General features: G+C 44.4%; 20 protein-coding genes. 10 read left to right on the forward strand and 10 right to left on the reverse strand.

Going from position 1 to position 24,192, the window contains the following annotated elements; translation table 11 throughout:
- Positions 1–86 precede the first annotated feature (86 nt).
- The 7 genes from ACLWOR_RS07765 to ACLWOR_RS07795 form a co-directional block, all read right to left on the reverse strand.
- Positions 87–1,817 carry an ABC transporter ATP-binding protein gene (locus ACLWOR_RS07765; protein WP_413940128.1) on the reverse strand — a complete coding sequence of 577 codons (1,731 nt, stop codon included), beginning with the start codon at positions 1,815–1,817 and terminating at the stop codon, positions 87–89.
- Positions 1,817–4,729 carry an excinuclease ABC subunit UvrA gene (uvrA, locus tag ACLWOR_RS07770; RefSeq protein WP_413940129.1) on the reverse strand — a complete coding sequence of 971 codons (2,913 nt, stop codon included), beginning with the start codon at positions 4,727–4,729 and terminating at the stop codon, positions 1,817–1,819. The genes ACLWOR_RS07765 and uvrA overlap by 1 nt, the downstream gene beginning before the upstream one ends.
- Positions 4,726–7,377 carry a penicillin-binding protein 1A gene (locus ACLWOR_RS07775; RefSeq protein ID WP_413940130.1) on the reverse strand — a complete coding sequence of 884 codons (2,652 nt, stop codon included), beginning with the start codon at positions 7,375–7,377 and terminating at the stop codon, positions 4,726–4,728. The genes uvrA and ACLWOR_RS07775 overlap by 4 nt, the downstream gene beginning before the upstream one ends.
- Before the next feature lie 79 nt (positions 7,378–7,456).
- Complete coding sequence (locus tag ACLWOR_RS07780) at positions 7,457–8,959, reverse strand: hypothetical protein (RefSeq protein WP_413940131.1); 1,503 nt, start codon at positions 8,957–8,959, stop codon at positions 7,457–7,459.
- Between the two features lie 154 nt (positions 8,960–9,113).
- Positions 9,114–9,602, reverse strand: coding sequence for a hypothetical protein (locus tag ACLWOR_RS07785; protein WP_413940132.1), 489 nt, complete (start codon positions 9,600–9,602; stop codon positions 9,114–9,116).
- Positions 9,603–9,807: 205 nt separating this feature from the next.
- On the reverse strand, positions 9,808–10,284 hold the full coding sequence (gene mscL, locus ACLWOR_RS07790) for a large conductance mechanosensitive channel protein MscL (RefSeq protein WP_413940133.1): 477 nt from the start codon (positions 10,282–10,284) through the stop codon (positions 9,808–9,810).
- Between the two features lie 10 nt (positions 10,285–10,294).
- Positions 10,295–11,005, reverse strand: coding sequence for a YdiY family protein (locus ACLWOR_RS07795; protein WP_413940134.1), 711 nt, complete (start codon positions 11,003–11,005; stop codon positions 10,295–10,297).
- 108 nt (positions 11,006–11,113) lie between these two features.
- Between ACLWOR_RS07795 and ACLWOR_RS07800 the strand changes: the two genes are divergently transcribed.
- The 6 genes from ACLWOR_RS07800 (at position 11,114) to ACLWOR_RS07825 (ending at position 16,170) form a co-directional block, all read left to right on the forward strand.
- Positions 11,114–11,386: a hypothetical protein gene (locus ACLWOR_RS07800; protein ID WP_413940135.1), complete on the forward strand. Its 273-nt coding sequence runs from the start codon at positions 11,114–11,116 to the stop codon at positions 11,384–11,386.
- Positions 11,387–11,458: 72 nt separating this feature from the next.
- The gene (ftsE, locus tag ACLWOR_RS07805) at positions 11,459–12,121 is read left to right on the forward strand and encodes a cell division ATP-binding protein FtsE (RefSeq protein ID WP_413940136.1); all 663 of its coding nucleotides are present in this window, start codon (positions 11,459–11,461) and stop codon (positions 12,119–12,121) included.
- Positions 12,118–13,011: a cell division protein FtsX gene (locus ACLWOR_RS07810; RefSeq protein WP_413940137.1), complete on the forward strand. Its 894-nt coding sequence runs from the start codon at positions 12,118–12,120 to the stop codon at positions 13,009–13,011. The genes ftsE and ACLWOR_RS07810 overlap by 4 nt, the downstream gene beginning before the upstream one ends.
- A gap of 33 nt (positions 13,012–13,044) precedes the next feature.
- Positions 13,045–14,124, forward strand: coding sequence for a murein hydrolase activator EnvC family protein (locus ACLWOR_RS07815; protein WP_413940138.1), 1,080 nt, complete (start codon positions 13,045–13,047; stop codon positions 14,122–14,124).
- A gap of 3 nt (positions 14,125–14,127) precedes the next feature.
- Positions 14,128–15,519 carry a S41 family peptidase gene (locus ACLWOR_RS07820; protein WP_413940139.1) on the forward strand — a complete coding sequence of 464 codons (1,392 nt, stop codon included), beginning with the start codon at positions 14,128–14,130 and terminating at the stop codon, positions 15,517–15,519.
- Positions 15,520–15,588: 69 nt separating this feature from the next.
- Entirely contained in the window at positions 15,589–16,170 is a 582-nt protein-coding gene (locus ACLWOR_RS07825) for a hypothetical protein (protein WP_413940140.1), read from the forward strand.
- A 159-nt stretch (positions 16,171–16,329) separates the two neighbouring features.
- On the opposite strand, the gene tig is transcribed toward ACLWOR_RS07825, so the two are convergent.
- Positions 16,330–17,643 (reverse strand): trigger factor, encoded by a 1,314-nt coding sequence (gene tig, locus ACLWOR_RS07830; RefSeq protein WP_413940141.1) that lies wholly within the window; start codon positions 17,641–17,643, stop codon positions 16,330–16,332.
- A 139-nt stretch (positions 17,644–17,782) separates the two neighbouring features.
- Between tig and ACLWOR_RS07835 the strand changes: the two genes are divergently transcribed.
- Genes ACLWOR_RS07835 through gshA form a run of 4 tightly spaced genes read left to right on the forward strand, consistent with a single transcriptional unit; the run spans position 17,783 to position 22,107 of the window.
- Positions 17,783–18,652, forward strand: coding sequence for an ArsA family ATPase (locus tag ACLWOR_RS07835; protein ID WP_413940142.1), 870 nt, complete (start codon positions 17,783–17,785; stop codon positions 18,650–18,652).
- Positions 18,649–19,725 (forward strand): ArsA family ATPase, encoded by a 1,077-nt coding sequence (locus ACLWOR_RS07840; RefSeq protein WP_413940143.1) that lies wholly within the window; start codon positions 18,649–18,651, stop codon positions 19,723–19,725. Before ACLWOR_RS07835 ends, ACLWOR_RS07840 begins: the two co-directional genes overlap by 4 nt.
- A complete protein-coding gene (locus tag ACLWOR_RS07845) occupies positions 19,722–20,837 on the forward strand; it encodes a hypothetical protein (protein ID WP_413940144.1) in 1,116 nt (371 codons plus the stop codon). Before ACLWOR_RS07840 ends, ACLWOR_RS07845 begins: the two co-directional genes overlap by 4 nt.
- Positions 20,838–20,850: 13 nt before the next feature.
- Positions 20,851–22,107: a glutamate--cysteine ligase gene (gene gshA, locus ACLWOR_RS07850; RefSeq protein ID WP_413940145.1), complete on the forward strand. Its 1,257-nt coding sequence runs from the start codon at positions 20,851–20,853 to the stop codon at positions 22,105–22,107.
- 31 nt (positions 22,108–22,138) lie between these two features.
- Here gshA and ACLWOR_RS07855 read toward each other — a convergent pair whose 3' ends face one another.
- Positions 22,139–23,410, reverse strand: a complete 1,272-nt coding sequence (locus ACLWOR_RS07855) for a hypothetical protein (protein ID WP_413940146.1) — start codon at positions 23,408–23,410, stop codon at positions 22,139–22,141.
- Entirely contained in the window at positions 23,407–24,159 is a 753-nt protein-coding gene (locus ACLWOR_RS07860) for a TIGR02147 family protein (protein ID WP_413940147.1), read from the reverse strand. Before ACLWOR_RS07860 ends, ACLWOR_RS07855 begins: the two co-directional genes overlap by 4 nt.
- Positions 24,160–24,192: the final 33 nt, after the last annotated feature.

The raw sequence follows: 24,192 nt of genomic DNA on the forward strand, positions 1-24,192 counted from the left end.
AGACGAACTTGAGGGAGAGTGTCGAAAAAGACGGCAGTACTGGACCATCATCCAGTACTTTCTCGTTTTGAAGCGCTAAAAAGAACTTAAGTGTGTTGCAGGCTGTGGAAGCGGAAGTATTCACCCTGTCTAGAGATTAGATCTTGGTGTGTTCCGATTTCGACAATCTTGCCTTCGCGAAGAACAACAATTTTGTCAGCTTTTTGGATAGTGGAAAGACGGTGAGCGATCACAAGTGCTGTGCGGCCTTCCATCAAGTGATCAATACCTTTTTGAACTTCGATCTCACTAGCTGTATCGAGAGCACTTGTTGCCTCGTCAAGAATCAACAACGGCGCATCTTTAAACATCGCACGTGCGATACTGATACGTTGCTTTTCACCACCTGAAAGCAAGTTTCCGCGATCACCGACACGGCTTTGATAGCCCTGAGGCATCTTCATGATAAAGTCGTGGGCATTGGCAAGTTTTGCCATTTTAGAAACATCTTCTTTGTTGCGATCAAAATCACCAGCTTGGATATTGCGCTCAATAGTATCACTGAAGAGGAAGACATCTTGAGTGACCAGAGCAACGTTACGGCGCAAATCTTTCAGGTCGATATCCAAGATATTTGTGTTATCGAAGGAAATCGTTCCTGTCGTTGCATCAAAAAATCTTTCGATAAGATTGACGATCGTCGACTTACCACTGCCGCTGGCACCAACAAGAGCCACAACTTCCCCGCGCTTAATCTCAAGGTCGATGCCTTTAAGAATCATCTCTTTGCCATAGCTGAAGGTCACATTCTTATAGACAATCTTCTGCCAGTCTTTAGGGAATGGTTTTGGATCCGCTTTTTGCGGAACTTCTTCTGGAGAATCGATGATAGAGTAAATCCGTTGCAAGGAAATCGTGATATCATTGAGGCGGACGATGGCCTCTTGGATTTTTTTAATCGGTGCGTTCAACATCAAGAGTGATGTGACGAAGCCGACAAACACACCGGCAGAACCTTGTCCATGCGCCAACTGAAAGCTTGTATAACCCAAGATCGTCAGAAGCAAAGCTGTTGCGATAAATTCTGTAACCGGACCCGCAGCTTCTTGGCGTGAGTAGACGGTTTTGCGAATCGCCAGATACTCGTCAGATTGCTTCACGAGTTTATCGCCCATTTCTTTTTCAAGATTGAACGATTGGATGATGCGAACGCCATCCAAGCTCTCTTTAATTGTCGATGTAATGTGTTCCATAGCTACGCGCTCTTGCGGCACGTATTTTTTCATGCTGCGGGAAACGGATTTCAAGAGCATCGCAATTAGAGGCGTAACTAAAGTGGCAAACAACGTCAGCTTCCAGTCGATGACCAAAAGGTTTCCGATCAAACCAATAAGAAGTAAAGGGTACAAGAATACGTCGGCCACTAAGCGCAAACCATCTTGAATAATACGCACGTCATTTGTGATACGGCTAAGTAGACCGCCCGAACCCGTCACGTAAGAATTATGGAATGACAAACTTAAGTGCATGAACTTTTGTTGCAGTTTCTGGCGGATACGCTGAACTACGGATTCTGCGACATAGTTCATTAAATAAATATGGTAATAGCGGGAAACGGCAGAAACCAAAGTCAGCCCCAATGCAATTGGAAGCAGCTTCATCAGTTCGTCGTGTTTGCCAGATTGGAGGTTGTCGAACAGAGATTTGATAATCAACGCAAACTGACTGTAAGCCAGGGCATAAAGAATTCCAGTAACTGCCACGACGTAGATATATCTTTTGTACTCTTTAACTTCGCCGAGGAGCTTTTGGATTTCTATAGGTATTAATTTCTTCATTATGACTCTTCAAGATAGCGTTTGAGATACTGCCCGGTAAGGCTCTTTTTAACCTTCATGATCTCGTCAGGAGATCCTTGGGCGACAATGTTTCCGCCTTTTTTACCCGCTTCGGGACCCAGGTCAATGATATAATCAGAGCTGCGGATCACATCGAGGTTGTGCTCGACTACAACGACGCTGCCGCCGCTTTCGATTAATTTATTCAAAACTTTCATCAGTAAGTCGACCTCGCGGAAGTGCAGACCTGTGGTCGGCTCGTCCAGAATGTACAGGGTGGACTTCTGTTGAACCTGTGAAAGCTCTTTGGCGATTTTAAGACGCTGAGATTCGCCACCGCTCAGTGAGTTCGCTGGTTGGCCCAATTGTAAATAGTCTAAGCCGACTTCTTTAAGAACGCTGAGTGGTTTTCGAATATTTGGATGTGCCACAAAGAAGTTCATCGCTTCACTGACAGTCATTGACAGGATTTCGTGAATGTTGCGGTCTTTGTATTTCACTTCCAGAATTTCAGGGCGATATTTTTTTCCATCGCAGACATCACAAGGAATCACGACGTTATCCATAAACATCATGTCGATTTCCTCGTAACCCGTACCTTTACATGCAGGACAACGACCCCCATCCACATTCAAACTGAATGTTCCGGGCGTATAACCGCGAGATTGAGATTCCTGAGTTGTTGCCATGATGCTGCGAATAGCATCAAATGCTTTCAGATAAGTGATCGGCGAACTGCGCGCCGATTTTCCAATCGGTGACTGATCAATGAGCAAAACGTTTTTCACGTGCTCAGTGCCATCAAGACCTGCATAGTCTTGCGCAGGAAGATAATCGATATCAAGAGCGCGAGCCAATGCTGGATACAATGTCTTAGAAATCAACGTCGACTTACCTGAGCCGCTGACGCCGGTGACAGTTACTAAGCGGTTTAAAGGAATGACCACATCAAGATTTTTAAGGTTGTGGCCTTTAGCTCCTTTAAGCTCCAGTTTTACTTTGTAATTGCTAACATCAACCGGACGAATCGTGCGCAGAGCCGTTTTCTTTTGAGGCAACAAATAAGGAACTGTATTTGATTGTGGAAATTTATAGAATTCCTTGGTTGTTCCTTCATAAACGACTTGTCCACCAAGATATCCAGATCCTGGTCCCATCTCGATGATGTTTTCTGAAGCCTTGATCACATCGTGATCGTGTTCGACGATAACCAATGTGTTACCAAGTTCTTTGAGATCTTTAAGGATTGAAATCAATCGATCATTATCGCGAGGATGCAAGCCCACTGTTGGTTCGTCGAGAACATACAATGTCTGCGAAAGTCCCATGCCCAATTGGTTCGCTAAAATCAATCGCTGATACTCACCACCAGAAAGAGTTCTGGTTTCACGACCTAAGGAAAGATAATGAACCCCAACGCGCATCAAAAATTCGAGGCGTGAACGAATTTGCTTAAGAACTTCACCAGCCACTTCTTGTTGATAAGGAGTGACTTCCAATTTCTGGAAGAAAGCAGTGAGTTCTTCGATCGTCATCGACGACAACTGGTGAATATTGGTATTAGAAATCAAAACATGCTGAGCTTCTTCGCGTAGGCGAGAGCCTTTACATGTTGGGCAAATAAAGGGACTGCGGAAGCGCGCGATAAAAACGCGCACGTGCATTTTATATTTAATTTGATCAAGGTACTCAAAAAGACCTTTTACGCCGAAGAATTCTTTATTTCCGTTCCAGATCACCTCACGGTGTTCTTTAGGAAGTTCTCTCCACGGTGTGTGTACATCGATCTTCGCTTTTTTACAGTATGCGAGAAGTTGCTTTTTTTCATGCGCCGCACTTGGCATCCAGAACGGACTGAGTGCTCCTTGCGCCAAACTTAAATTTGGATTCGGCACGACTTTCGATTCATCCACATCCAAGATGTTTCCGAAACCTTTACAAGTCGGGCAGGCTCCAATTGGGGAATTGAAACTAAAAAGACGAGAGCTTAATGGCGGCGGCGTGTAACCACACACAGGACACGAAGCTTCTTCACTGACCTGCAAGCGTTGACCTTCTGTTGAAAGAATCGTCGCTTTGCGAGTCACTAGATGTGTATTGTATTTGATGCTTGCTTCGTAAGCTTGAGTCAGAGAGTCGGCAATACGACCGCGCTCGTCTTCGTTAAAGCTCATACGATCAATAACTAAGTAAAAGGTCTCTTTCGGAAGCCCTTTTTTAATGGCCGCGGCATCGGTGATTTCAACCACAGTGCCCATCTCCTCAGATGTCACTGGAGAAGAAGCCACAGCAGGAACCACTTCGACTTTTACTTTTTTAGAAGCTTTTTTGGCCGTTTTAGCCGCGGCAGGTTTTTTCGCCTCTACCTTTGGAAGATAGATACGCAAGTATCCGTCTTGCAAAAGCAGCGAATGAAGTTTTTTGCCTTCAGCCACGCGACCTTCAGCAGAAATCTCGACCAGAATGTAACCGCGTTTACCAGCAAAGTTCTTAATTACTTTGTCAGTCGCTTCGGTGACACTTTCTTTTTCAGTGGGGCAGTGATGAATCGGGCAGTAAGAACGCCCCATTTTCTCAAATAACAAACGAAGGTAATCGATGATCTCTGTTGTTGTGCCAACAGTGGATCGAGAACTCTTCACGCTATTTTTTTGTTCGATAGAAATTGCAGGCGGAATATTATTGATGCCTTCGATGTCAGGCTTAGGCGCCTTGTTCAGGAACTGGCGCGCATAGTTTGACATACTCTCGATGAAGCGGCGTTGGCCTTCGGCAAAAAGAGTCTCAAAAGCCAAGGATGATTTCCCTGACCCGCTCGGGCCACAAATCACGGTGAGTGAACCCACCGGAATTTTAACCTCGATGTTTTTGAGATTGTTTTGTTTCACCCCCCAGAGGTGAATATCCTTCATTCAGAGAGATCCTGTTTGTAAAAGTCAGTGGCTTCTTCAGCTTTGTTCGAGGCAGCAGTTGGTTCGCTACCTTCTGCGAAAGCTTGACGAAGAATATTTTTCGTCGATGCTGAAGCCAGCTTACCAGTTTCACTATCAATATTCGCAAATACGATACCGTCTGGAACTGGGAAAGTCATCTGCGGAAGGTTCTCGTGAGCTGCTTTCATGTAATCTACCCATATAGGTAACGCCGCACGTCCACCGACCTCGCCTTTGCCGATGCTTTTCTCTTTGTCAAAGCCCACCCAAACGCCCGTAGAAATCTGTGCTGTGTAACCGATAAACCACGCGTCATAGTAGTTATTCGTTGTTCCGGTTTTACCAGCAACTTCGCGACCAAGTGCGCGAGCTCGACCACCAGTTCCGTTTTTATCTTCAACAACACCTCTTAACATCGAAGTCATCAGATAAGCAGTTGTTGGTTTGATCAACTGATCTGGATCTTCAAAGAAGATATGCTCATTCAACAAAGACGTTTTTGGTTCTTTCTTTTTATACTCTTCCAGCTTTGCCGCATCTTTTGCGATTTCAAGATATTCCTTACGACGTTTTTCATAATCTTCATCAATCGTATGAACTTCTTTTTCAAAGCGTTTATCTAAAGACACTTCCTGCAAAAGGCTTTTGCCATTTGCATCTTGAACTTTGTGAATCAAAAGCGGGCTGATGCGACGACCGAGACGACCGAACTCAGAGAAAGCTTTTGTCATCTCATACAAAGTCACTGAGCTTGAACCTAGTGCCAATGTAAAGTCAGGATTAAGTGGACTGTAAATTCCCAAACGCTTTGCGTATTCCATTGCCCAAGGTACGCCGACGTCTTCAATGATTTTTACAGTCGGAATATTAAGTGATTGAACAAGGGCATTTCGGAACATGATATCGCCACCGAAACTTTTCGAGTGGTTCGATGGTTTCCAAACTTTTGGATCGCCTTGGCCTTCAGCATCGCCCGATGCCGCTGAACCACCTTCTTCAAATACAATCGGTGCATCCATGATTGGAGTTGCAGGGGAGTAGCCTTTGTCCAAAGCAGAGGCATAAACGATTGCTTTGAAAGAAGAGCCTGTTTGACGAGGAGCCTGAATCGCGCGGTTGAATTCACTTTTTGCAAAGTTAGATCCGCCGACCATTGCTAAAATGTCTTGTGTTTGTTGATCAAATGAAATCAATGCCCCTTCAACAAGTGGCTCTTGATCAAGTTCCAGTTCAAGATAATCACCATCGGGAATTGCGACTTTCTTTTTTTCCAAACGAGACGAAGAGAATTTTTCACTGACGATCTTAGTAAGAATCACGTCACCTTGCTTAAGAGCATCGGAAGGTTTCTTTAGAGGGACTGCATCCCAACGAACTTCTGGATCTGGTTTACGAGCCCATGTCATAGAATCAAGATCGATCAGACCTTTTGCATCTGGGAGGCGCACATAAACTAAACCAAGAGTGTCATCGACTTTTTCCACAACTCCTTCCACAGTGTCTTTCAATTTGACGAAAGCAGGCAGAAGCGGATGATGCTTGTCAGTTTTTTGCGGAGTGATCTCAGCAAACTTACCATCCGGCATGATGATGCGCTCTGGAGTCGACTCTAAAATAAGTTTGCGTTGGTTTTCTTTTAAGAAGGCCTCAACGTCGTCACCTGCGATGTTTTTAAGAGGACCACGATAGCCTTGGCGTTTATCTAAACTTTTAAGTCCCGCAACCATAGACTCTTGTGCGGCCTTTTGCTTGTCGAGATCAAGGCTTGTGTAAATGCGCAGACCCTTATCTAGAACCATATTCTCGCCCAATTGAGCAACGAGCAACTGACGAACTGTTTCTAAAAAGAAGGGAGCGAACTCTTCGTAGGTTTCGCGAACATATACTTTCACAGGTTCTTTGATTGCCGCTTCAGCTTCATCTTTGGTGATGTAGCCAACATCCGCCATACGACGAAGCGTGTACATCTGACGTTCTTTCGCTCGCAGAGGGTTTCTGACTGGGCTGTATCCGCTTGGCGCTTGGGGAAGACCCGCAAGGATCGCCATTTCTGGAAGTGTGAGTTCTGAAACTGTTTTACGATAGTAAACTTGAGCAGCTTGTTCGATACCGTAAGCACCTTGACCAAAGTAAATCTGATTCAGGTAAAGGTACAAGATATCTTCTTTAGATAAGTTTTTCTCCATCTCGATGGCGAGTAGGATATCGCGCAACTTACGAGTGAGAGTTTTTTCCGAAGAAAGGAGCAATGTTTTTGCAACCTGTTGTGTGATCGTCGATCCCCCTTGAACCGAACGACCCGCACGAAGATTGGCAAGCGCCGCACGGAAAATAGCTTGAGGATTGATTCCTTTATGTTGGAAGAACTGATCGTCTTCTGCAGCGAGGAATGAATTGACTAAGTTTTTCGGAATTTTTTCGTAAGGAACCAAAGTGCGGCGTTCACGAAAGAACTCGCCGATCTTTTTCCCGTTGCGATCATAAACCTGACTCACCAACAGTGGCTCGTAGTCTTTGACTGTGATTAATTGTGGCAAACTTGATTTGACAGATTGAATTGCCAGATAGATGCCAAGCACACCGACCAAGAAAAGGCCGACAAAGAGGAGAAGAATCTTTTTTAACACTGAGGGGGCTCCTTTAACGAGCCCCTATTCTAGCAGTGTGTAAAGTGGGGGTCTAGAGTTAGACTGGACGGAAGGCGAGTTATTTTGCTGCCTTGTCTGAAGACTTACCTCGACCGTGTTTGTTAGAAGAACTTCCACCGTAATAAACTTTTCCGTCATAGCCATTGGCTGCATCGACAACTGCTGGACATGATGGATTAGCTGCAGCGATATCCTTGATTCGCTCAGTTTCTGAAGAAATCTTACTGCGAGCTTCAGACGAAGAAATTTTTGTTCCGCGTTTAGGAACTCCGCCCACAGTCATATCAGCAAGCTGAGCATTCACACGTTGGATCGCGTCCTTATTCGCCTGCTGTTTTTGCGCGATGGCCGTTAGATTATCTTGAAGATTTGTTGAGGCTGACTGCATTTCCTGCTGAGCCATCGACATCTTTTGAATCACGCTTTCCTCAGCTTCTGTAATTTCTTTTTGATTATCATTTTGGATTTGTGTCATGCGCTCATTAGCTGACTGCATTGCGACTCTTTGGTCGTCAATTGACCCTTGAAGGTTTTCAATCTGAGTTTGCAATGAACGCTGTCTTGCTTCCGCTTGCTTATATCCATCGATACGTTGCTGCTGATAGGAGGCAATGCAGCTGTTATAAGTTGCAATAAGAGTTCTCTTTTTTTCTTTTTGAACAGAAATCAAATTGCCGCTGCCGATAGATTTGCTGGAGTAGAGCTTCTTAAACTCTTCGTTAGCAGTGTTTACGTTTTTCATACAAGCGGCCTTCATCGACTGGTCTGAAAATGTAATCATCACTTTCGTTTGATCAGCTTGGGCCATGTTGAGATCGCTACGCAGTTGAACCATTTTAAGTTCAGCTTCACGAAGACTGTTTTTTGCCTGATCTGCGTTTCGAGCCGCCTCAGCAATCTGTTCCGCGAGAGCGTTTTTTGAGTCTCTCTTCATTTTCTTCAAATCTTCTTGCGCCGTTTGAATATCTTTTTGCAGTTGCGTGATATTGTCTTGATAATCTTTTTTCGCCTTGGCGATATCTTCTGTCAGCTCAGCCGACTCTTTTTTTAGATCATCTAATTTATCATCCAGAATTTTCTTTTGTTCAAAGTAGTCCGTACCACCCATTTGCGGGCAATTTCCACCGCTACCTGAACTTTTAAATGCACTGGCAATATCAAGACCCGTGAGCGTAGTGGCTGCACCGGCAAGAAGGCCTGTTGCTCCTCCGCCTGGCGTGTCGTCAGTAATAAAATCATCACAATCAATCGCATCTTGAATACACTGCTTGCCATCGCCGAAACCAGCTTCACCGCAAATAGTTCCGATTTCTTTTTTTGCATCCGAGATTTCTTTAAGCGCGTCTTTACAAGTATTTGTTCCGCTGCGCGCTTCATTAACTTCGCGCAAACACTGTTGCATCTCGGCATTTTTCAACCCCTTACAATTTTCTTCAGGATTGTAGGAATATGTTGGATCAGCAGCGAGAGCAATTTGAGTAGAGAAAATGATCATTCCCAGAACACCCATGCCAAGAGTTTTAACACCTGCCTGGTTTATATTCTTTAAGAGTTTGTTCATTTGCGCCTCCCGGATGATATATTACGATGCAATACCAGTACCATTTATCGGCACCACCACTCTAAAAATTAAACACATTCTCAAAATGAGACGAAAGGTACCTGCTTACTTTCGTGCTGAAAAGGTACCAGGTTCTTTTCCTCTCAAAACTGACTTAACCTTTTTTTAGGAAATCAAAATCACGATCTAATACGGTTTTACGTCCCTCAGCTCTCGCATTATCAATCGCGCGATCACATAGAACGCGTACATAATCAGACAAAACATCCATCACGGCAGCAGAGGTATTAAACTCCGAGCGCGCTTGAATGTACTCTTTCAAACGAGAAGCAATAATAAGGACTTCTTGAGGCATTTGAGTTTTTGCGGAAGGAGAAGCAACTCCAGCAGCTGGAGCAGGACGAATCAAGGTCCGCGCGCCCTGAGATTGCTGACCTTGTTTCGGAGCCATTTTTTCGATGGCTCCAGCACTGCGATGGCGAGCTCCCGGAAGATGAGCATCAAAGCAACCCACACTGCAGAACACGTATCCTGTGCGCTCATTGGTACAAGTTGAAACCGAGCATTCATAATAACGAACACCCCATGCAAGAGGTTTTTTACAAGTGCTACATTTGCGCCAAGATTGATCAGCAGTTTCCATTCGTCTCCTTTGAACGTACCTGCTTTCTTTCGTGTCGAAAAAGAACCTGGTACCTTTTCGACACGAAAAGAAGCAGGTACCTTATTCTGTGGTGGGTGACATGATGAGGTCAACATGCTCGGTCGAAGGGCTAGAACGAAAAAACCCACAGTCCGTTCGGAGCTGTGGGTTTGAAGCCGTTGTTTAAATTGTCTCGCTGAAATGACTACATCGTTGTGGTTGGTGACGTATCTTTAGTCGAGTAAGATCCCGTTGTTTGCAAGCTTCCGCAGTGCGAGCATTTGCGTGCGCGAAGGGGAATTTGCGACAAGCATTCTGGACATTCTTTTGTATCAGGAGCTTTTGCTGCTTCTTTGGCAGCAAATTTGTTCGCCGCCTTCACAATCAAAAAGATCGCAAAACCAACGATCACAAAATCAATGACTGCATTTAGAAATAAACCGTAGTTCAAAGTGGGAGCGCCTGCCGCCTTCGCCGCTTCCAATGTTGGATAGCTACCACCATTAAGAACAACAAAAAGATTTGAAAAATCAACTTTCCCTGCTGCAAGCCCAATGACAGGCATCAACACATCACCTACGAAAGAAGAAACGATTTTGCCGAATGCCGCACCGATGATGATACCGACAGCGAGATCCAACACGTTTCCGCGCATAAGAAATGTTTTAAACTCTTTGAACATAAAAACTCCTTTAGAATTTTGCGACAAGATTCATTGTAGACGTGGTCGTCGTTGCCTTGCCACCAGAAGGAGGCACATTTTGATATTGTAATAGGTACGCAAGTTTCAATGAGAAGATGGAATTCAACATCACATTCAAAGAAGCTTCAGTGTTAGCTAGGTAAGCGTCACTTTCCGTGAAGTTTGGCAAATACTCCGCCCACAATTTGTAGGAAAGAGTTTTATCAATAGCTTGGTTAAATTCCGTGTAAAGACGACCGTAGTTATCGTAGGCAGTCGCTCCAGTTGAAGGCTGAGTTTTTGAATAACGCAAACCAAGCTCAACAAAGAAGTTCATGGCGTCTTCTTTAATGAAGTAGTACTTGGCACCAAGGTCTGATGAATCCCTTTGGGTGTAACCAGCGAAAATATCGCTTTCGCTTTTTTGACCGATGAACAAGCTAAAGTGCTCTGTCAGCTCACGCTCGTAACGAACGCCCGCTTCCCATTGATGGGCACTTTGAACCCCATTTGCTGTTGCCTCAAGATAGCGACCAAATGCTTTGTACACATTTTTATCGACCGTGTAGCTCATGCCAAGTTTTGCGGCATAGTTTTCTGAATCGGAGTTTCCACTAACAACAATCGCACCGGCTTCTGCCTCACCTTTGAAGGGTGGTTGTTCATCTGCAAAAGCAGAAAATGCTGATAGAGACAAAAGCGCAACAATAATAAAACGCATATCTGAGTATCTCCTTTTATTTTTGTTTAGCAGGTCCAAGATCAGAGTCAATCGACAAAGTTCCGCGCAAATAATTGATGAGAAGAAGCGAAAGTTTTGGTAACGTACATGTCGAGGTTTGTTAAGGTGCAAAAAGGTTTTAATTCAGACATTACAGTGCGTGGCCAAAAGTTTCATATCCAAACAGAAGATTGGGGTCAGCAGAATCCGTTTTTAGTCAGTCGAATTTTTGCGAATGGAGCCGTACTAAAAACGATCAAAACACCTTACGATCTTGTTCTGCGCACGGGTTCGGTTTACTCGGAGCAAGCAATTAAACAAGCACTTCATCGCCAGCACTCTACGATCATCGATACGCTGATGGCTGGAGCTATGCCTTAAATCTTGGCATTTCATTAAAACCTCGACCAGAGGCGAGTATTCTTCCCCAGTCTTCTTTCATAAGATAAGGGGATGATTGAATTCTCTCACGTCTACAAAACATATCCGGGTCCTGTTCACGCTCTCAAAAACATTGATTTGCGTATCGACAAGGGCGAGTTCGTTTTTCTCACAGGACCGAGCGGTGCAGGGAAGACCACACTTTTCAAAATGATCTCTGCTTACGACATTGCAACCTCCGGTGGCGTCAAGGTCGCAGGTTATGACTTAGGGACCATTAAGCACAATCAAGTTCCATTTTTTCGTCGTAAAATCGGAGTGGTTTTCCAAGATTTCAAACTTCTGAAAGACCGCACACTTTTTGAAAACATCGCCATGCCTCTGCAAGTGCGCGGAGAAAGAACTCAAACCATTCAAAGAAAAGTCTATGACGTGCTTGAGCAAGTAGGACTCGCTCACAAACACGATCAGTATCCCGAGTTTGTTTCAGGTGGTGAGCAACAGCGAACGGCAATTGCGCGAGCCATTGTCCATCAACCGGGCGTGTTGATTGCCGATGAGCCGACGGGAAATCTTGATCCTCGCCTGAGCGAAGAGATCATGGATCTTTTGGAAAGAGTTTGCGCTCAGGGAACCACAGTTTTTGTCGCGACCCACGATCATGAAATGGTGAAACGTCGAAACAAGCGCACGTTGCAACTGAAAGACGGCACTATCGTGGGAGATCAAAAATGAAGCGCAAAGATGCTCAATGGACCCTGCGAATTTCAACCTTTATCGTCGTCGCCGCGTGCTTTGTTGTGATGGGCTTCTCGCTCATTTTGTCTCAGAATTTCCAAAGGATTCTAACGCTTTGGGGTGAGGATGTGCAGATGACAGTTTACTTGTCATCGGATCTTTCTGAGCAGGGTCGACAAGATATCGAAAAGCTGCTGAAAGATTCTGGCAAAGTTGGTCAGATCACTTTAGTGACGCAAGAAAAAGCACTCGCAGATTTCCGCACGCAATTGGCGGCCTATGCACCCGATCTTTCTCAAGATGATGAACTTTTGCGGGTGATTCCAGCAAGCTTACAAGTCTCACTGGCGGATTCAATTTCGATCACAGATCAAAAATCCACTCTCGATTCCTTAGCGAAGCTTTTGAAAGACAAAGAAGGCATTGATGAAGTGAGCTATGGGCAAGAGTGGGTAGAGAAATATGCTTCATTAGTAACGGCAATTGAAATGACCCTCAGTTCTTTGGGTGTTATTATTGTTCTTGCGTCTTTATTTGTTATGTCCAACGCGATTCGCGCATCGATTCAAACCCGCTTTGATGAAATTGTCGTTCTTGAAATGATTGGGGCTACGGCCACCACGATTCGTAAGCCATTTTTAAAAGAAGGCGCGATGCTAGGATTTGTGTCTTCTGCAGTCGCACTCATTTTGTGTTTTGCTCTGTATTGGGGACTTAAAAATCTATTGGTTCAAAAATTGAGCTTCTTCCAACTAGGACAACATCTGACGTTCCTTCCGATCTGGGTCAGTTTGGCATTCGTTGTTTTAGGAACTCTTTTGGGTGCATTGGGATCTTATCTCTGCGTGAAAAAATTAAATACGGGTTGGGCTGCGGCTCAGGGTTAAGCGTTGAACAAATTTTTCTTCATTCTTTTTAGTGTGATTTCTTTTTCTGCCGGTGCTTCGACTCCGACGGATGTGAACACATTGACGAAAGACTTTGAAAACACCAAACAAAAACTCGAAGAAGCGGAAGTCAAACAACGCCAAGTTCTCTCGGCGCTTTACCAAGTAAATAAAAAAGTAAAAAAGATCGTCACAGAAAAAGGAAATCTCTCACAACAAAGAGCTTACCTTGAGGTGAATAACAGAATTCTCGGGCAAAAAATTACCGAACTCGAAGAGAGAACAAAATCGCAAAGAGCGATGCTTGCAGAAAGACTCAAGGCTATCTACAAACTGGGGGGCCCTTCGCTGGCGCGTTTTCTTTTTAGCTCCAACAGCTCTGCCTCGCTTGAACGCAATCTTAAAATCTTAGGTTTCGTGGCGGGGAGAGATGTTGAGGTCATCCGTAACTACAGTCGTGACCTTAAAGATCTTGATACCAAGAAAAAAGCTCTGGCCGTTCGTCTAGAGAAAATAAAAAATCTCGAAACACAAATCGCGCAGCAAGAGAAGCTTTTGCGTAGCGAGCAAGTGATGAAAAATAAACTACTCGACGGCATCCGCAAAAGCCGACTCTTCGCTCTGAATAAGATCCAGGGCCTTAGAGAGAAATCTCTGCATTTCAATATCGATGATGCTGGAGTTTTCGATCTTCTTTTCAAAGCCTCTTTTTCTGACCAAAAAGGAAACTTACCACTCCCACTTCAGGGGGTCGTAACAAGAAAATTTGGACTTATGAAAGGTCAAGATCAGCCTTACACTTTTAATAACAAAGGAATCTATATCTCAGCGGCAAAAGGAAGTGAGATTAAATCCATTTTCGGCGGCCGAGTTTCTTTTGTTGGGTCCGTTCCAGGTTTCGGTCAAACTTTGATCGTTGATCATGGAGATCACTACTACAGCGTGTATTCACATGCAGATGCGGTGAAGGTGCAAGAGGGCGATGAGGTGACTCAGGCTCAAGTTCTTGCGCAAGTGGGTGACGTCGCTTTTGAAAGCAACCCCGGACTATATTTTGAGATTCGACATTTTTCAGAACCCTACGACCCGCAGTTGTGGATGAAAGGACTTTAGTAAATGCAATCACTGAAACGTTATTGGAAAACGTACATCTTAGGAGCCCTTTTAGTGCTCATTCTTCTCGTTATGGCAGAGACGGGTTTCCAGGTGAAGGCCTTTGCCCAAGAACGCTATGCGGATCTTCAAAATTTCTCAAAGGTTTTGAATCTTGTTCAGCAATACTATGTTGAAGAAGTAGATACGAAAAAAATGATCTACGGGGCGATCAAAGGAATGTTGCGAGAGCTTGATCCGCACACAAACTTTATGGCGCCAGAAGTTTTCAAAGACTTCGAATCAGAAACTAGCGGTGAGTTCGGTGGTCTGGGAATTGAGATCTCGATCCAAAACGGAATTCTCACAATTATTTCTCCAATCGAAGATGCTCCCGCATGGACTGCAGGTGTTAAAGCCGGAGATAAAGTTGTCGCGGTCAATGGAACAAGCACAAAAGGTGTAAGCCTTGTAGAAGCTTCGCAATTGATGCGCGGTAAAAAAGGCAGCAAAGTTGTTTTGCGAGTTGTACGTGAAAACGAAGAGAAGCCAATCGACATTCCTGTTGTTCGCGGCAGTGTAAAAATCAAATCTGTGAAGTACACAGATTTGGGTGATGGTTACGCTTACGTGAAAGTCACAAGCTTTATCGAAAACACAGCTAAAGATTTGCAAAAGATTTTAGAAACTCACGCGAAAGCCAACAAAGGCCAAGTGGGTGGGTTGCTCATCGATCTGCGCAGAAATCCAGGTGGATTGTTGGATCAGGCAGTTAAAGTCAGCGACATGTTCCTAAAAGAAGGAACTATCGTCAGTACGATTGGTCGTAACAAAAACGAAAAAGAAGTCGCAAAAGCTTCTGGTAAAGCTCAATACACAAACTTCCCAATCGTGATCTTGGTTAACGAATACACAGCGAGTGCGAGTGAGATCGTTTCCGGCGCTCTTCAAGATAATAAACGTGCTTTGATCGTAGGTCAGCGTACGTTCGGTAAAGGTTCTGTTCAGTCCGTTATTAAACTTGGTGATGGCAGTGGTTTGAAATTAACTGTGGCTCGTTACTACACTCCAAGTGGTGTTTCGATCCAAGCTGAAGGTATTCACCCTGATATCGATATCGAAGAAGTGGATACGGAAGCATTTACGAAATCGATAGTGAAATCATCAAGCACACGCGAAGGCGATATCGCGGGTCACTTAAAAGGTGATCGCGAAAAGGCTGCAGAGAAAGCGGCTGAGAAGCTTGATATTAAGAAGAACGATGAAGATGGTGCTTTGGCATGGTGGAAAGATATCGGCTCTAAAAAAGATGAAAAACTGTCGCCACGCGACAAGATTTTTAAGTCCGATTATCAAGCATATCAGGCATTTAGCTATCTCAAAGCATGGAACGCCATGAAAACGTTGACGCGCTAGGAATTGATTCCAAAAACTAGAAAAACTACTCTAGCCCCCTCTGCACGTATAAGGCGAGGGGGCCTTTTTATGTTAAGAACTTTCATCGCAATTTTTCTGATGGCGACTGCTGTCGAAGCCAACGCTGATTTAGCGTACGTTGGTTTTCGTCACGGAAGTGAGTTCATTGCTGCTGCGGTTGAAGGCCAAGTCACAGTGACATGTAATGGTTTTAATGGCACAGGTTCTGCGATCTATGCCTGCCGTGACGTCGTTTTGGATCCTCAAGCTTATGATTATTTCGTCGGACCTCGCGATGCTCGCGGAGCCAACCTTGAGCTTCGTTGCACGCGCGAAGACGGTTCAGTTCGCACAAAAACAGGCGACTATGATGGACCAAACGGAATTAGTTCAGATTCTTTTAACTTGTGGATCTCAACACTTTTCCAAAAACCACTTCTTCAAGCCGGCATAAACACTATCGACTATCGAATCACAGCCGACGACCGCCCAAAAACCGAAATCGCAAAGGGCCGCTTCACAGTTAAAGTCACACGCACTCCAGTAAGACGCTGTCCAAACGCACACTATTCGTCGACAGATATCAACGACTGCAATTCGCAGTACTCAGTCTGCCAGCGCTATTTCGAAGAATACAGAAACTGCCGTTAACGGTTGATGAAAAAGGCTCATCTGACTTCGTTGTCGGGTGCGATCCTTGCTCCCTCCGCCTTGCATCTGAACCTTTTTGATCAACCTTGGTTCTGGCAGAAGAATAAAAAAAGGGAACCTCGCGGTTCCCTTTTTAGTTTTTTGAATTTCAGCTTCGAACTAGTTTTGTTCGTCTTTGAAAGTTCCAGCTGGAACTTCTTTAACTTTTACTGATTTGTTCAAAAGAGCCAAAACTTTCTCTTCTGTGATCATGTAAGTAAGACGGCTAGCTTGCTCTGGACGACCGTAGAATTCTTTAATACGAGATTCTTCGATACCAGTTTGTTGAGCGTATTCTTTGAATTTCGCATCAAGGTCTTCTTTTTTAGCGAAAAGATCGTGTTTCTTCGCGATCGCATCAACTAGGAAAGAAGATTGGATCATTTCAGAAGCTGTTTTTTCGAAATCAGAATCCCATTTATCAACGTAAGAAGCGAAATCAGCTTCACCCATGCCTTGTTCAGACATACGTTTTTTGAAGTCTTCAACCAAAGAAGCTTTTTGCTCTTTCAACAATGAAGGAGGAACTTCAACTGGGTTTTCTTTAACAAGCGTTTTCAAGATGCGGTTTTTGAAACCGTCTTCGATACGTTTCTTTTCAGTACCTTCAAGATCTTCGCGGATTGATTTTTTCAAGGCTTCAAGATCTGCAGGACCGCCCAATGATTTGATGAACTCTTCGTTCATTTCAGGCAAAACTTTTGCTTTGATTTCATTCAAAGTCACTTTGAACTCAACTGGTTTACCAGCTAGTTCAGCAGCGTGATATGGATCTGGGAATTTCAAAGACAAAGTTTTAGTTTCGCCTTTTTTCATACCTACGATGCCATCTTCAAAACCTTCGATGAATTGTTTTGCGCCCAACTCAAGGTGATGGTTTTTACCAGAACCGTTTTCAAGTGGAGCTCCACCCATGAAACCTTCGAAATCAACAACAGCAGTATCGCCCATTTTGATAGCGCGATCTTCAGTCACAGTTTCGAAAGTTGCGCGAGAAGCGCGGATGTTCTCAAGAACTTGCTCAACTTTTTTCTCGTCGAATTCGAACTTTTCTTTTTCTACTTCCAAGCCTTCGTATTTTTTCAATGCGATTTCTGGGCGAACATCAAAGTTTGCAGAGAAAGAAAAATCTTTGTCTTCAGTTGGATCAACGAATTCAAATTCAGGGTAGCTGATTGGCTCAAGCTTGTGTTCATCAAGTGCCAAAGCGTAGTGTTTTTGGATCAAGTCTTGAACAACGTCTTGTTTTACGCGATCGCCGTACATAGATTTGATTGTGTTCAATGGAGCTTTCCCTTTACGGAAACCCTTAATAGTGACTTCTTTTTGGATGCCATTGAATACTTTTTGGAAAGCAGTTTGAACAGCTGCTGCAGGCACTTCTACTTTCAATTTACGAGACAGGTTAGAAACCTTTTCTACATTCGATTTCATGGGGATTCTCCTCAGATTTTCAGACAATTACGCAAGTGCGTTAAAGCCTGTGGATCTTAGTGGAGGGGAGGCCTTAAATCAACACAATTACGCGATGCGTGATGCCTATATTTCAAGCCTCAGAGACACTGAGGAATCTATGAAGCAAGAGATACACTTTGTGAGTGGAAAAGGCGGGGTTGGGAAGTCATTAGTGGCGGCCTCTCTCGCCCTCAAAAAGAGCCGAGAAGGACGTCGCGTTCTGCTTGTCGAATTGGGTGATCAGAGCTTCTATAAAGACTTCTATGGACTTGAAACTGTGGGCTTTTCCCCAGTTCAGCTCAAGCCCAATCTGTCGGTCGCTCTTTGGAGTGGTGATACCTGCTTACGCGAATACGCTGTCCATCTCATTAAAGTCGAGAGTCTCTCGAAATTATTTTTTGAAAATGCGGTGATGCGCGCTTTTATCAATATCGCTCCGGCTCTCCAGGAACTTGCGATTCTTGGCAAGGTCACAAGTGGTCCAAGAAAACACGGCCCTCCTTTGCCATTTGACTGCATCGTTGTGGATGCGTTTGCCACAGGACATTTTCTTGCCCTGATGGAAGCCCCCAAAGGAATGGCCAGTGCCGTTCAGTTTGGACCGATGGGTGAACAAAGTCGTGGAATCGACCGCGTGCTTCGTGACCCGCAAATTTCTCACTATCACATTGTTTCGCTGCCAGAAGAACTTCCGGTCAAAGAATCCCGCGAGTTGATAGAAAAGCTAGAATCAGAATTTTCCGTGGCACCAGAGCTCATCATGAATAAAGTGCTCACGACAGCGGTGAGTGAAGACACACTTAAAAAAACTCAGAGCGAAAATTCCGATATGGGAGAATTTGCGCGCTATGTGGAATTCCAACTTTCCCACCAACGTGAGATGATCGCGAAAGCGCAGGAATGCAAAGCTTCAGTTCGAATTGTGCCGCAATTTTTTGAAATGGATCCTTGGCGCCTAAGTGAACTCATCGCGGAGAAACTGTCATGAGTTCCTTTTTTGCAGACACAGAAATTCTGATTTGTGTGGGGAGTGGTGGAGTTGGCAAGACCACAATTGCTGCCTCTCTTGCGACAATCGCTGCTCAAGAAGGAAAACGCGTTCTGGTTCTCACCATCGATCCTGCCAAGCGTCTGGCGCAAACTCTTGGCATCGAGGGAACAAGTGATATCACGAAAGTTCCTGGACAAAATTTTCCTGGGGAACTTTATGCTTCAGTGATTGAGCATAAAAAAACTTTTGATGATTTTGTCTTAAGAGCCGCGAAAAAGTCAGAGGCCGTGCAAAAGATTTTTAATAACCGTCTTTATCAACAGCTCTCGACAAATTTAAGCGGTTCGCAAGAATTTACCAGTGTTGAGAAACTCTATTCCGTCTATGAATCCAAAAAATTTGATTTGATCATTCTTGATACCCCACCAACCAAGCATGCGTTGGACTTTCTCAGCGCACCCCAAAAACTCGCCGCTCTTTTTAACGAGGGTGTGGCGAAGTGGTTCCGTGATCCTGAGGGAAAAAAATCTGGATTCTTCGGCAATCTTTTACAGACAGGTACCCGCCAAGTTCTCAAGATTCTTGAAACACTGACGGGTTCGCAGTTTATTGGCGAGCTTGCTGATTTCTTTGTGAATATCGAACAGTGGCAAGGACAGCTTTTAGCTCGCACCGTAGAAACTCACCGCATGTTAGTTTCGCCAAAGACAAAATTCTGTCTAGTCACGGGATTTGATCAAGCAAAACTGCGTGAGGCTGAGTATTTCGCTCGAGAGATCAACAAAGGTGGATATCATCTGCAAGCAGTTGTCCTCAATAGAGTCTTCCCGCATTGGCTAGACCTTCGCTCGGCTTCTAACGCGCAAAAAGGGCAACAAGACCTTATCGAGATGTATTCTCAAATGAAATCTTACTACAATCGTAGGGATGTTCTATATCGCGGTTTTGAAGAGAAGATGTCGCACCAAGCGCAAATCTTCCGCGTACCTGATTTGGTCAAAGACATTTCAGATTTAGCGGGTCTTCAAGAACTAGGTGAAGTGATAAAAAAAGGGGAAAAGAAATCATGATGAGAATTCTACTCTTAGTTTGCGCAAGTCTTATGATGTCTTGCGGTCATGTGTGGGTTTCTCCAAATGATCAAGCGGCATCACAGGCAGAACGAGATGCTCAAGAGAAAGAACTGAATAAAATCGAAGAAGTTCTTGCCCAAGAAAAATACGCCGAGGCCCTAGCAGCTTTTCAGGCCTTTCAAGCTGAATACCCGCAAAGCGGATTTTTTATGGCAGCACGTTTAGGCGAAGCCCAAGCATTAGAGGGCTTAGGCCAATGGACTCAAGCCGTTGCCATCGAACGCGAAGTTTCCCTTATCACTCTTAAAGAACAACCCGAAATCGCAGCTCTCGCTCTTTACAGATTGTCATTTACGTATCGTGAAATTGGTGAAGATAGTAAAGCTGCGGCGGCTCTTTTAGATGCGCAAAGACTTGGAAACTATTTGCCAATGCAGATTACGAAAGTGGAAATCCCCGCACGCCTTGCAGCTTTTTACGCCAGCCAAGGACGCGACAAAGAAGCTGCGAGCTATTTGAACGATGCGGAAAAAGGTGTGGAAAAAGTCCAACAAGAAAAACCTGAAGGTCTTGCCAAGGATTGGTTGCCACGCGCGTATTATCAAATGGGAAGTATTTCAATCAATCAGCTCGGTGCCGAGAATTTTTCGGAGTTTATCCGCGGTGAAAGAGTCGTTCAGGTGTACTTACTAAAAGTTCTCAAACTCAACGATAGCAAATGGTCGCCGAAAGCGTTGAACTATCTCAATGAGATGTATCGTGAGTTGGATCGCCTCGTCGTGGCAGAGACATCTCATCAAAATCAAATTCAAATGGGCGGAGCCTTTTTTGATTTAATTGAAGGAGCAGATCTTTTCCGTCCACTTGAAGGACAAAGACAGACAACATATGAGAAAGACTTCTTTGCGATGTTGTCTTTGATGCGTAAAAAAACCGAGGAACTTCTATATTCGACACGCGGGGGCATGGAGCTAACTGAGGAATCAAAAAAACTCAACAGCTTAAAACGTGCGGGACGGGTCAAAGCGGACTCCCTCTTGCCTCACGAAAAGAAGTCCACTATATCTCTTCCTCTCAAAGTCGTTCCGACAGAGGATCCGAATCTCTAGGAGATGATCACCCATGGCTAAGTTAACACTCCACAAACAAACAATGTCCAACATGACAGAGATCTGCTCTTGGTTTGCTGCTAAGACGGCTGACATGGGATATCCGATTTACTCAAGTTACGACATTCGCGATTCGGGTTATAAGATTTCAAACGTCGATGCCAACATCTATCCAGCAGGTTTTAACAACATCTGTCCCACAGATAAAGAAACTTCCATTGGCTTGATGGGGAAATTCATCACACGTCACTATGGTTCGACAGTTAAAAATATTCTTTTGGTGACGGAAGAACATACGAATAATCCGTTCTACTGGGAAAACGTACACACGATTCGCAACTTGATTGAAGCCAGCGGTCGCGTTGTGAAAGTCGCGATTCCACAACCTTTGCCTGAACCTCTTAAACTGACAAGCTCTGCAGGCAACGAAGTCGAAGTTCATTCGGCGCTTGTTGACGGGCCGTTGTTCAAAACATTCAAACCAGATCTTATCATCAGCAACAACGATTTCTCGGTTGCTTACGAAGAATGGGCTGCAACAGTTGCCGCAATTCCGATGAACCCTCCGCGCGAGTTGGGTTGGTATCAAAGAAAGAAAAGCACTTACTTCAAATACTACAATCAACTTGTTGAAGAGTTCGCGGCGATCGCAAAAATCGATCCGTTCATTTTAAAAGTTGAAACAGAACTTTTCGAGCACTTTGATATCGGCGATGAAAACAGCCGCAAAGCTTTGGCTGAAAGAGTCGATGCGATGCTGGCAAAGCTTCGTGAAGAATACAAAAAACGTAACATCGACCAAGAACCTTTTGTTTTTGTGAAAAACAACGCTGGCACTTACGGCTTAGCAGTGATCCGTGTTGGATCAGGTGCAGAAGTGATGGATTGGACGTACAAGTCTCGCAAAAAAATGAAAGCTGCTAAAGGCGGACGTGACGTTGAAGAAGTGATCATTCAAGAAGGCATTCCCTCTATCGTACAAGCTGACGGCGCGAGTGCGGAGCCTGTGATCTATATGATCGGCTGTGAGCTTGCTGGAGGCTTTTTAAGAACTCACTCAGAGAAAAGCTCAACGGAGAGCTTGAACAGCCCAGGCGCCGTTTATAAGCGTTTGTGCGTATCAGATCTCGCGATTAACACACCAGGTTGCCCGCAAGAAAACGTTTACGGTTGGACAGCGAAACTTGGATTGTTAGCTATTGGTTACGAAGCAAAAGAAATGGGTGTGGTATTTAAAGGCTACACGGCTCGTAGCGGATGCGGAAACTAGCGGCTGAACAGGTCAGCCGCTTTTAAAAATCCTAGTAGTTACAGATGTTCAATTTCGTTTGTAGCTCTCCGTTTTTATCAATCACAACTGTCCAGATGCGAGAGTCGGAGCTTGGTTCGAAACGAACCAATGAAAGATCTTGCAAGACACAAGGGCGTCCGCCCAAGCTTAGTTCAACAAGATTTTTGTCAGTGTCGAAACGGAAATATGTATCAACAGCTGGAACCGCGCCTAGAGTGATCTTGCGCTCATATTCCATGTGTTTGTAATTCAATTTTGAGTAAACTGAATTTGCCGTCGTTCCAGAGATTGTGTTCACTTGGCCGTTTTCATAGAAATCCCAAGTTGTTCCAGAAACAGACGTGGATTGGCCGTCAAAAGGAACATCAACTTTCGGATACATGCAAAGGGCGTTATCTTCCATCGCTGGAGAAATACGCAAAGAGCGAACGTTTCCGTTTTCCCAGAAGTTAATTGATCCACCATCTGGAACATCAACTGAACTCATGCAGAAATAATCAAAGCTTTTTGAATTCACCATTTGGTTCGCAGCAAAACGTGCATTTGCGATAACATCGTTATTGTGGAACTCAAGTGGAGCGGATCTCCAACGACCAGATGAATCCGTTGCACCTAGGAACAACGTAATACCTTTAAACGTGTACGTTGAAAGGTGAAGATCATCTTGAAGAATACGAAGGTACTCTTGCAATTTGATACCATTGAGTTTGTCACCCAAGATCACAGCATTGAACAAACGAATACGCTCTGACGTGCTCTCTAGAGAAGTGCCAGCCAAGAAATCACGGTAGATCAACTCGTGGATGATCAAAGCAGCGCGATTGTCGGCATCAAGTTTATCCCAAAGAACTTTGTTAATGATATAACGAGCAGGATTCAAGCGTGAAGGTTCACGTTGGAATACAACTTGTTCCAATTTGCATTCTTTAGGTTTTTTTACCAAACCCAAATCTGGAGTTTCCATGAATTCTGTATCAACAAGAATTTGCGATTCAGAATAGAAATTTTTAAGCCATGCCAAATAAATTTCAGCACGAACAGGATCCAACGGAACCAAGCGCGCGATAATTTCTTCTGCCTTTTCTAGGGCGTCGCCTTTTTCAGAAAGCTTCACAGAGAAAAAATAGCGAGAAGCAGCTTCGTAAATATCAAGAACTTGCAGAGGTTGTTCCCCGCAGCTCAATACGAATCCGCCATTACCACGATCATACCAGTTGTTGGCCCAAGTCTGTTGTGACAGACCCAAGAGAAGGAGGCCCACTAATAGTTTATAGATTGTCATTTCGTCACCTTTGTTACCGGGAACAGTTGCACATTGAGATTGTAAACTTCATTTTTAGGTCCCTGTCCCAAAAGACCTGCCATTTTACGGCGGAAGTTACGAATGAGGCGTTTTGCCTCAGGTATCTTTTTGCGATTCATCGGAAACGTGATGGACGTGACATCACGTAAATCAGTCGGAACGCGATCCAAATTATCAATCACTTGCACCAAAGACTGTTTGTGAGACCGGCGCAAAGATTCAGAAGGAATGTTGTGAGTTGTCTCAAGATTTTTTTGAGTTGCAACAACTTCACCACCATTAACTTCAATAAGGCCCAAACGCACAAGACGCTCGATAGCAGCAGCAGCAACATCAACTGGAATATTGATGCGCTCGCCGATCCAGTGTGCATCCAAGCGGAAATTCTTCGTTGTGATCAAAGCGAGAATTGCGAAGTGATACCAGTCGCAGATAACAGAGAACTCATCTTCTTTCAGTTGTGTTTCTGGCAGAAGAGTTTTTCTTTTATTGCGGTCGCTTTCGATCAACGTTTTCAAGTGTTCGAAATCATCTACGATATCGAGGTTAAGACCTTTCACAACTTGTTTTGCGATTGGTAGAGTCATGATACGACGACCGTTAATATAATCACTCAAACGGCTGGAAGGAATTCCAAGAATGTCGGCGAACTGAGCGTTCGTCAGGCCAGGCGAATTGAGTTTACGTCTGTGATATTCATTGATTAGAAATTCTGAAGACTTGTTCATGTCCGGGGGTTTACCACAAGCCCCTCAATACGA

The organism is Bdellovibrio sp. HCB2-146 (assembly GCF_047345725.1).
Lineage (GTDB): Bacteria > Bdellovibrionota > Bdellovibrionia > Bdellovibrionales > Bdellovibrionaceae > Bdellovibrio.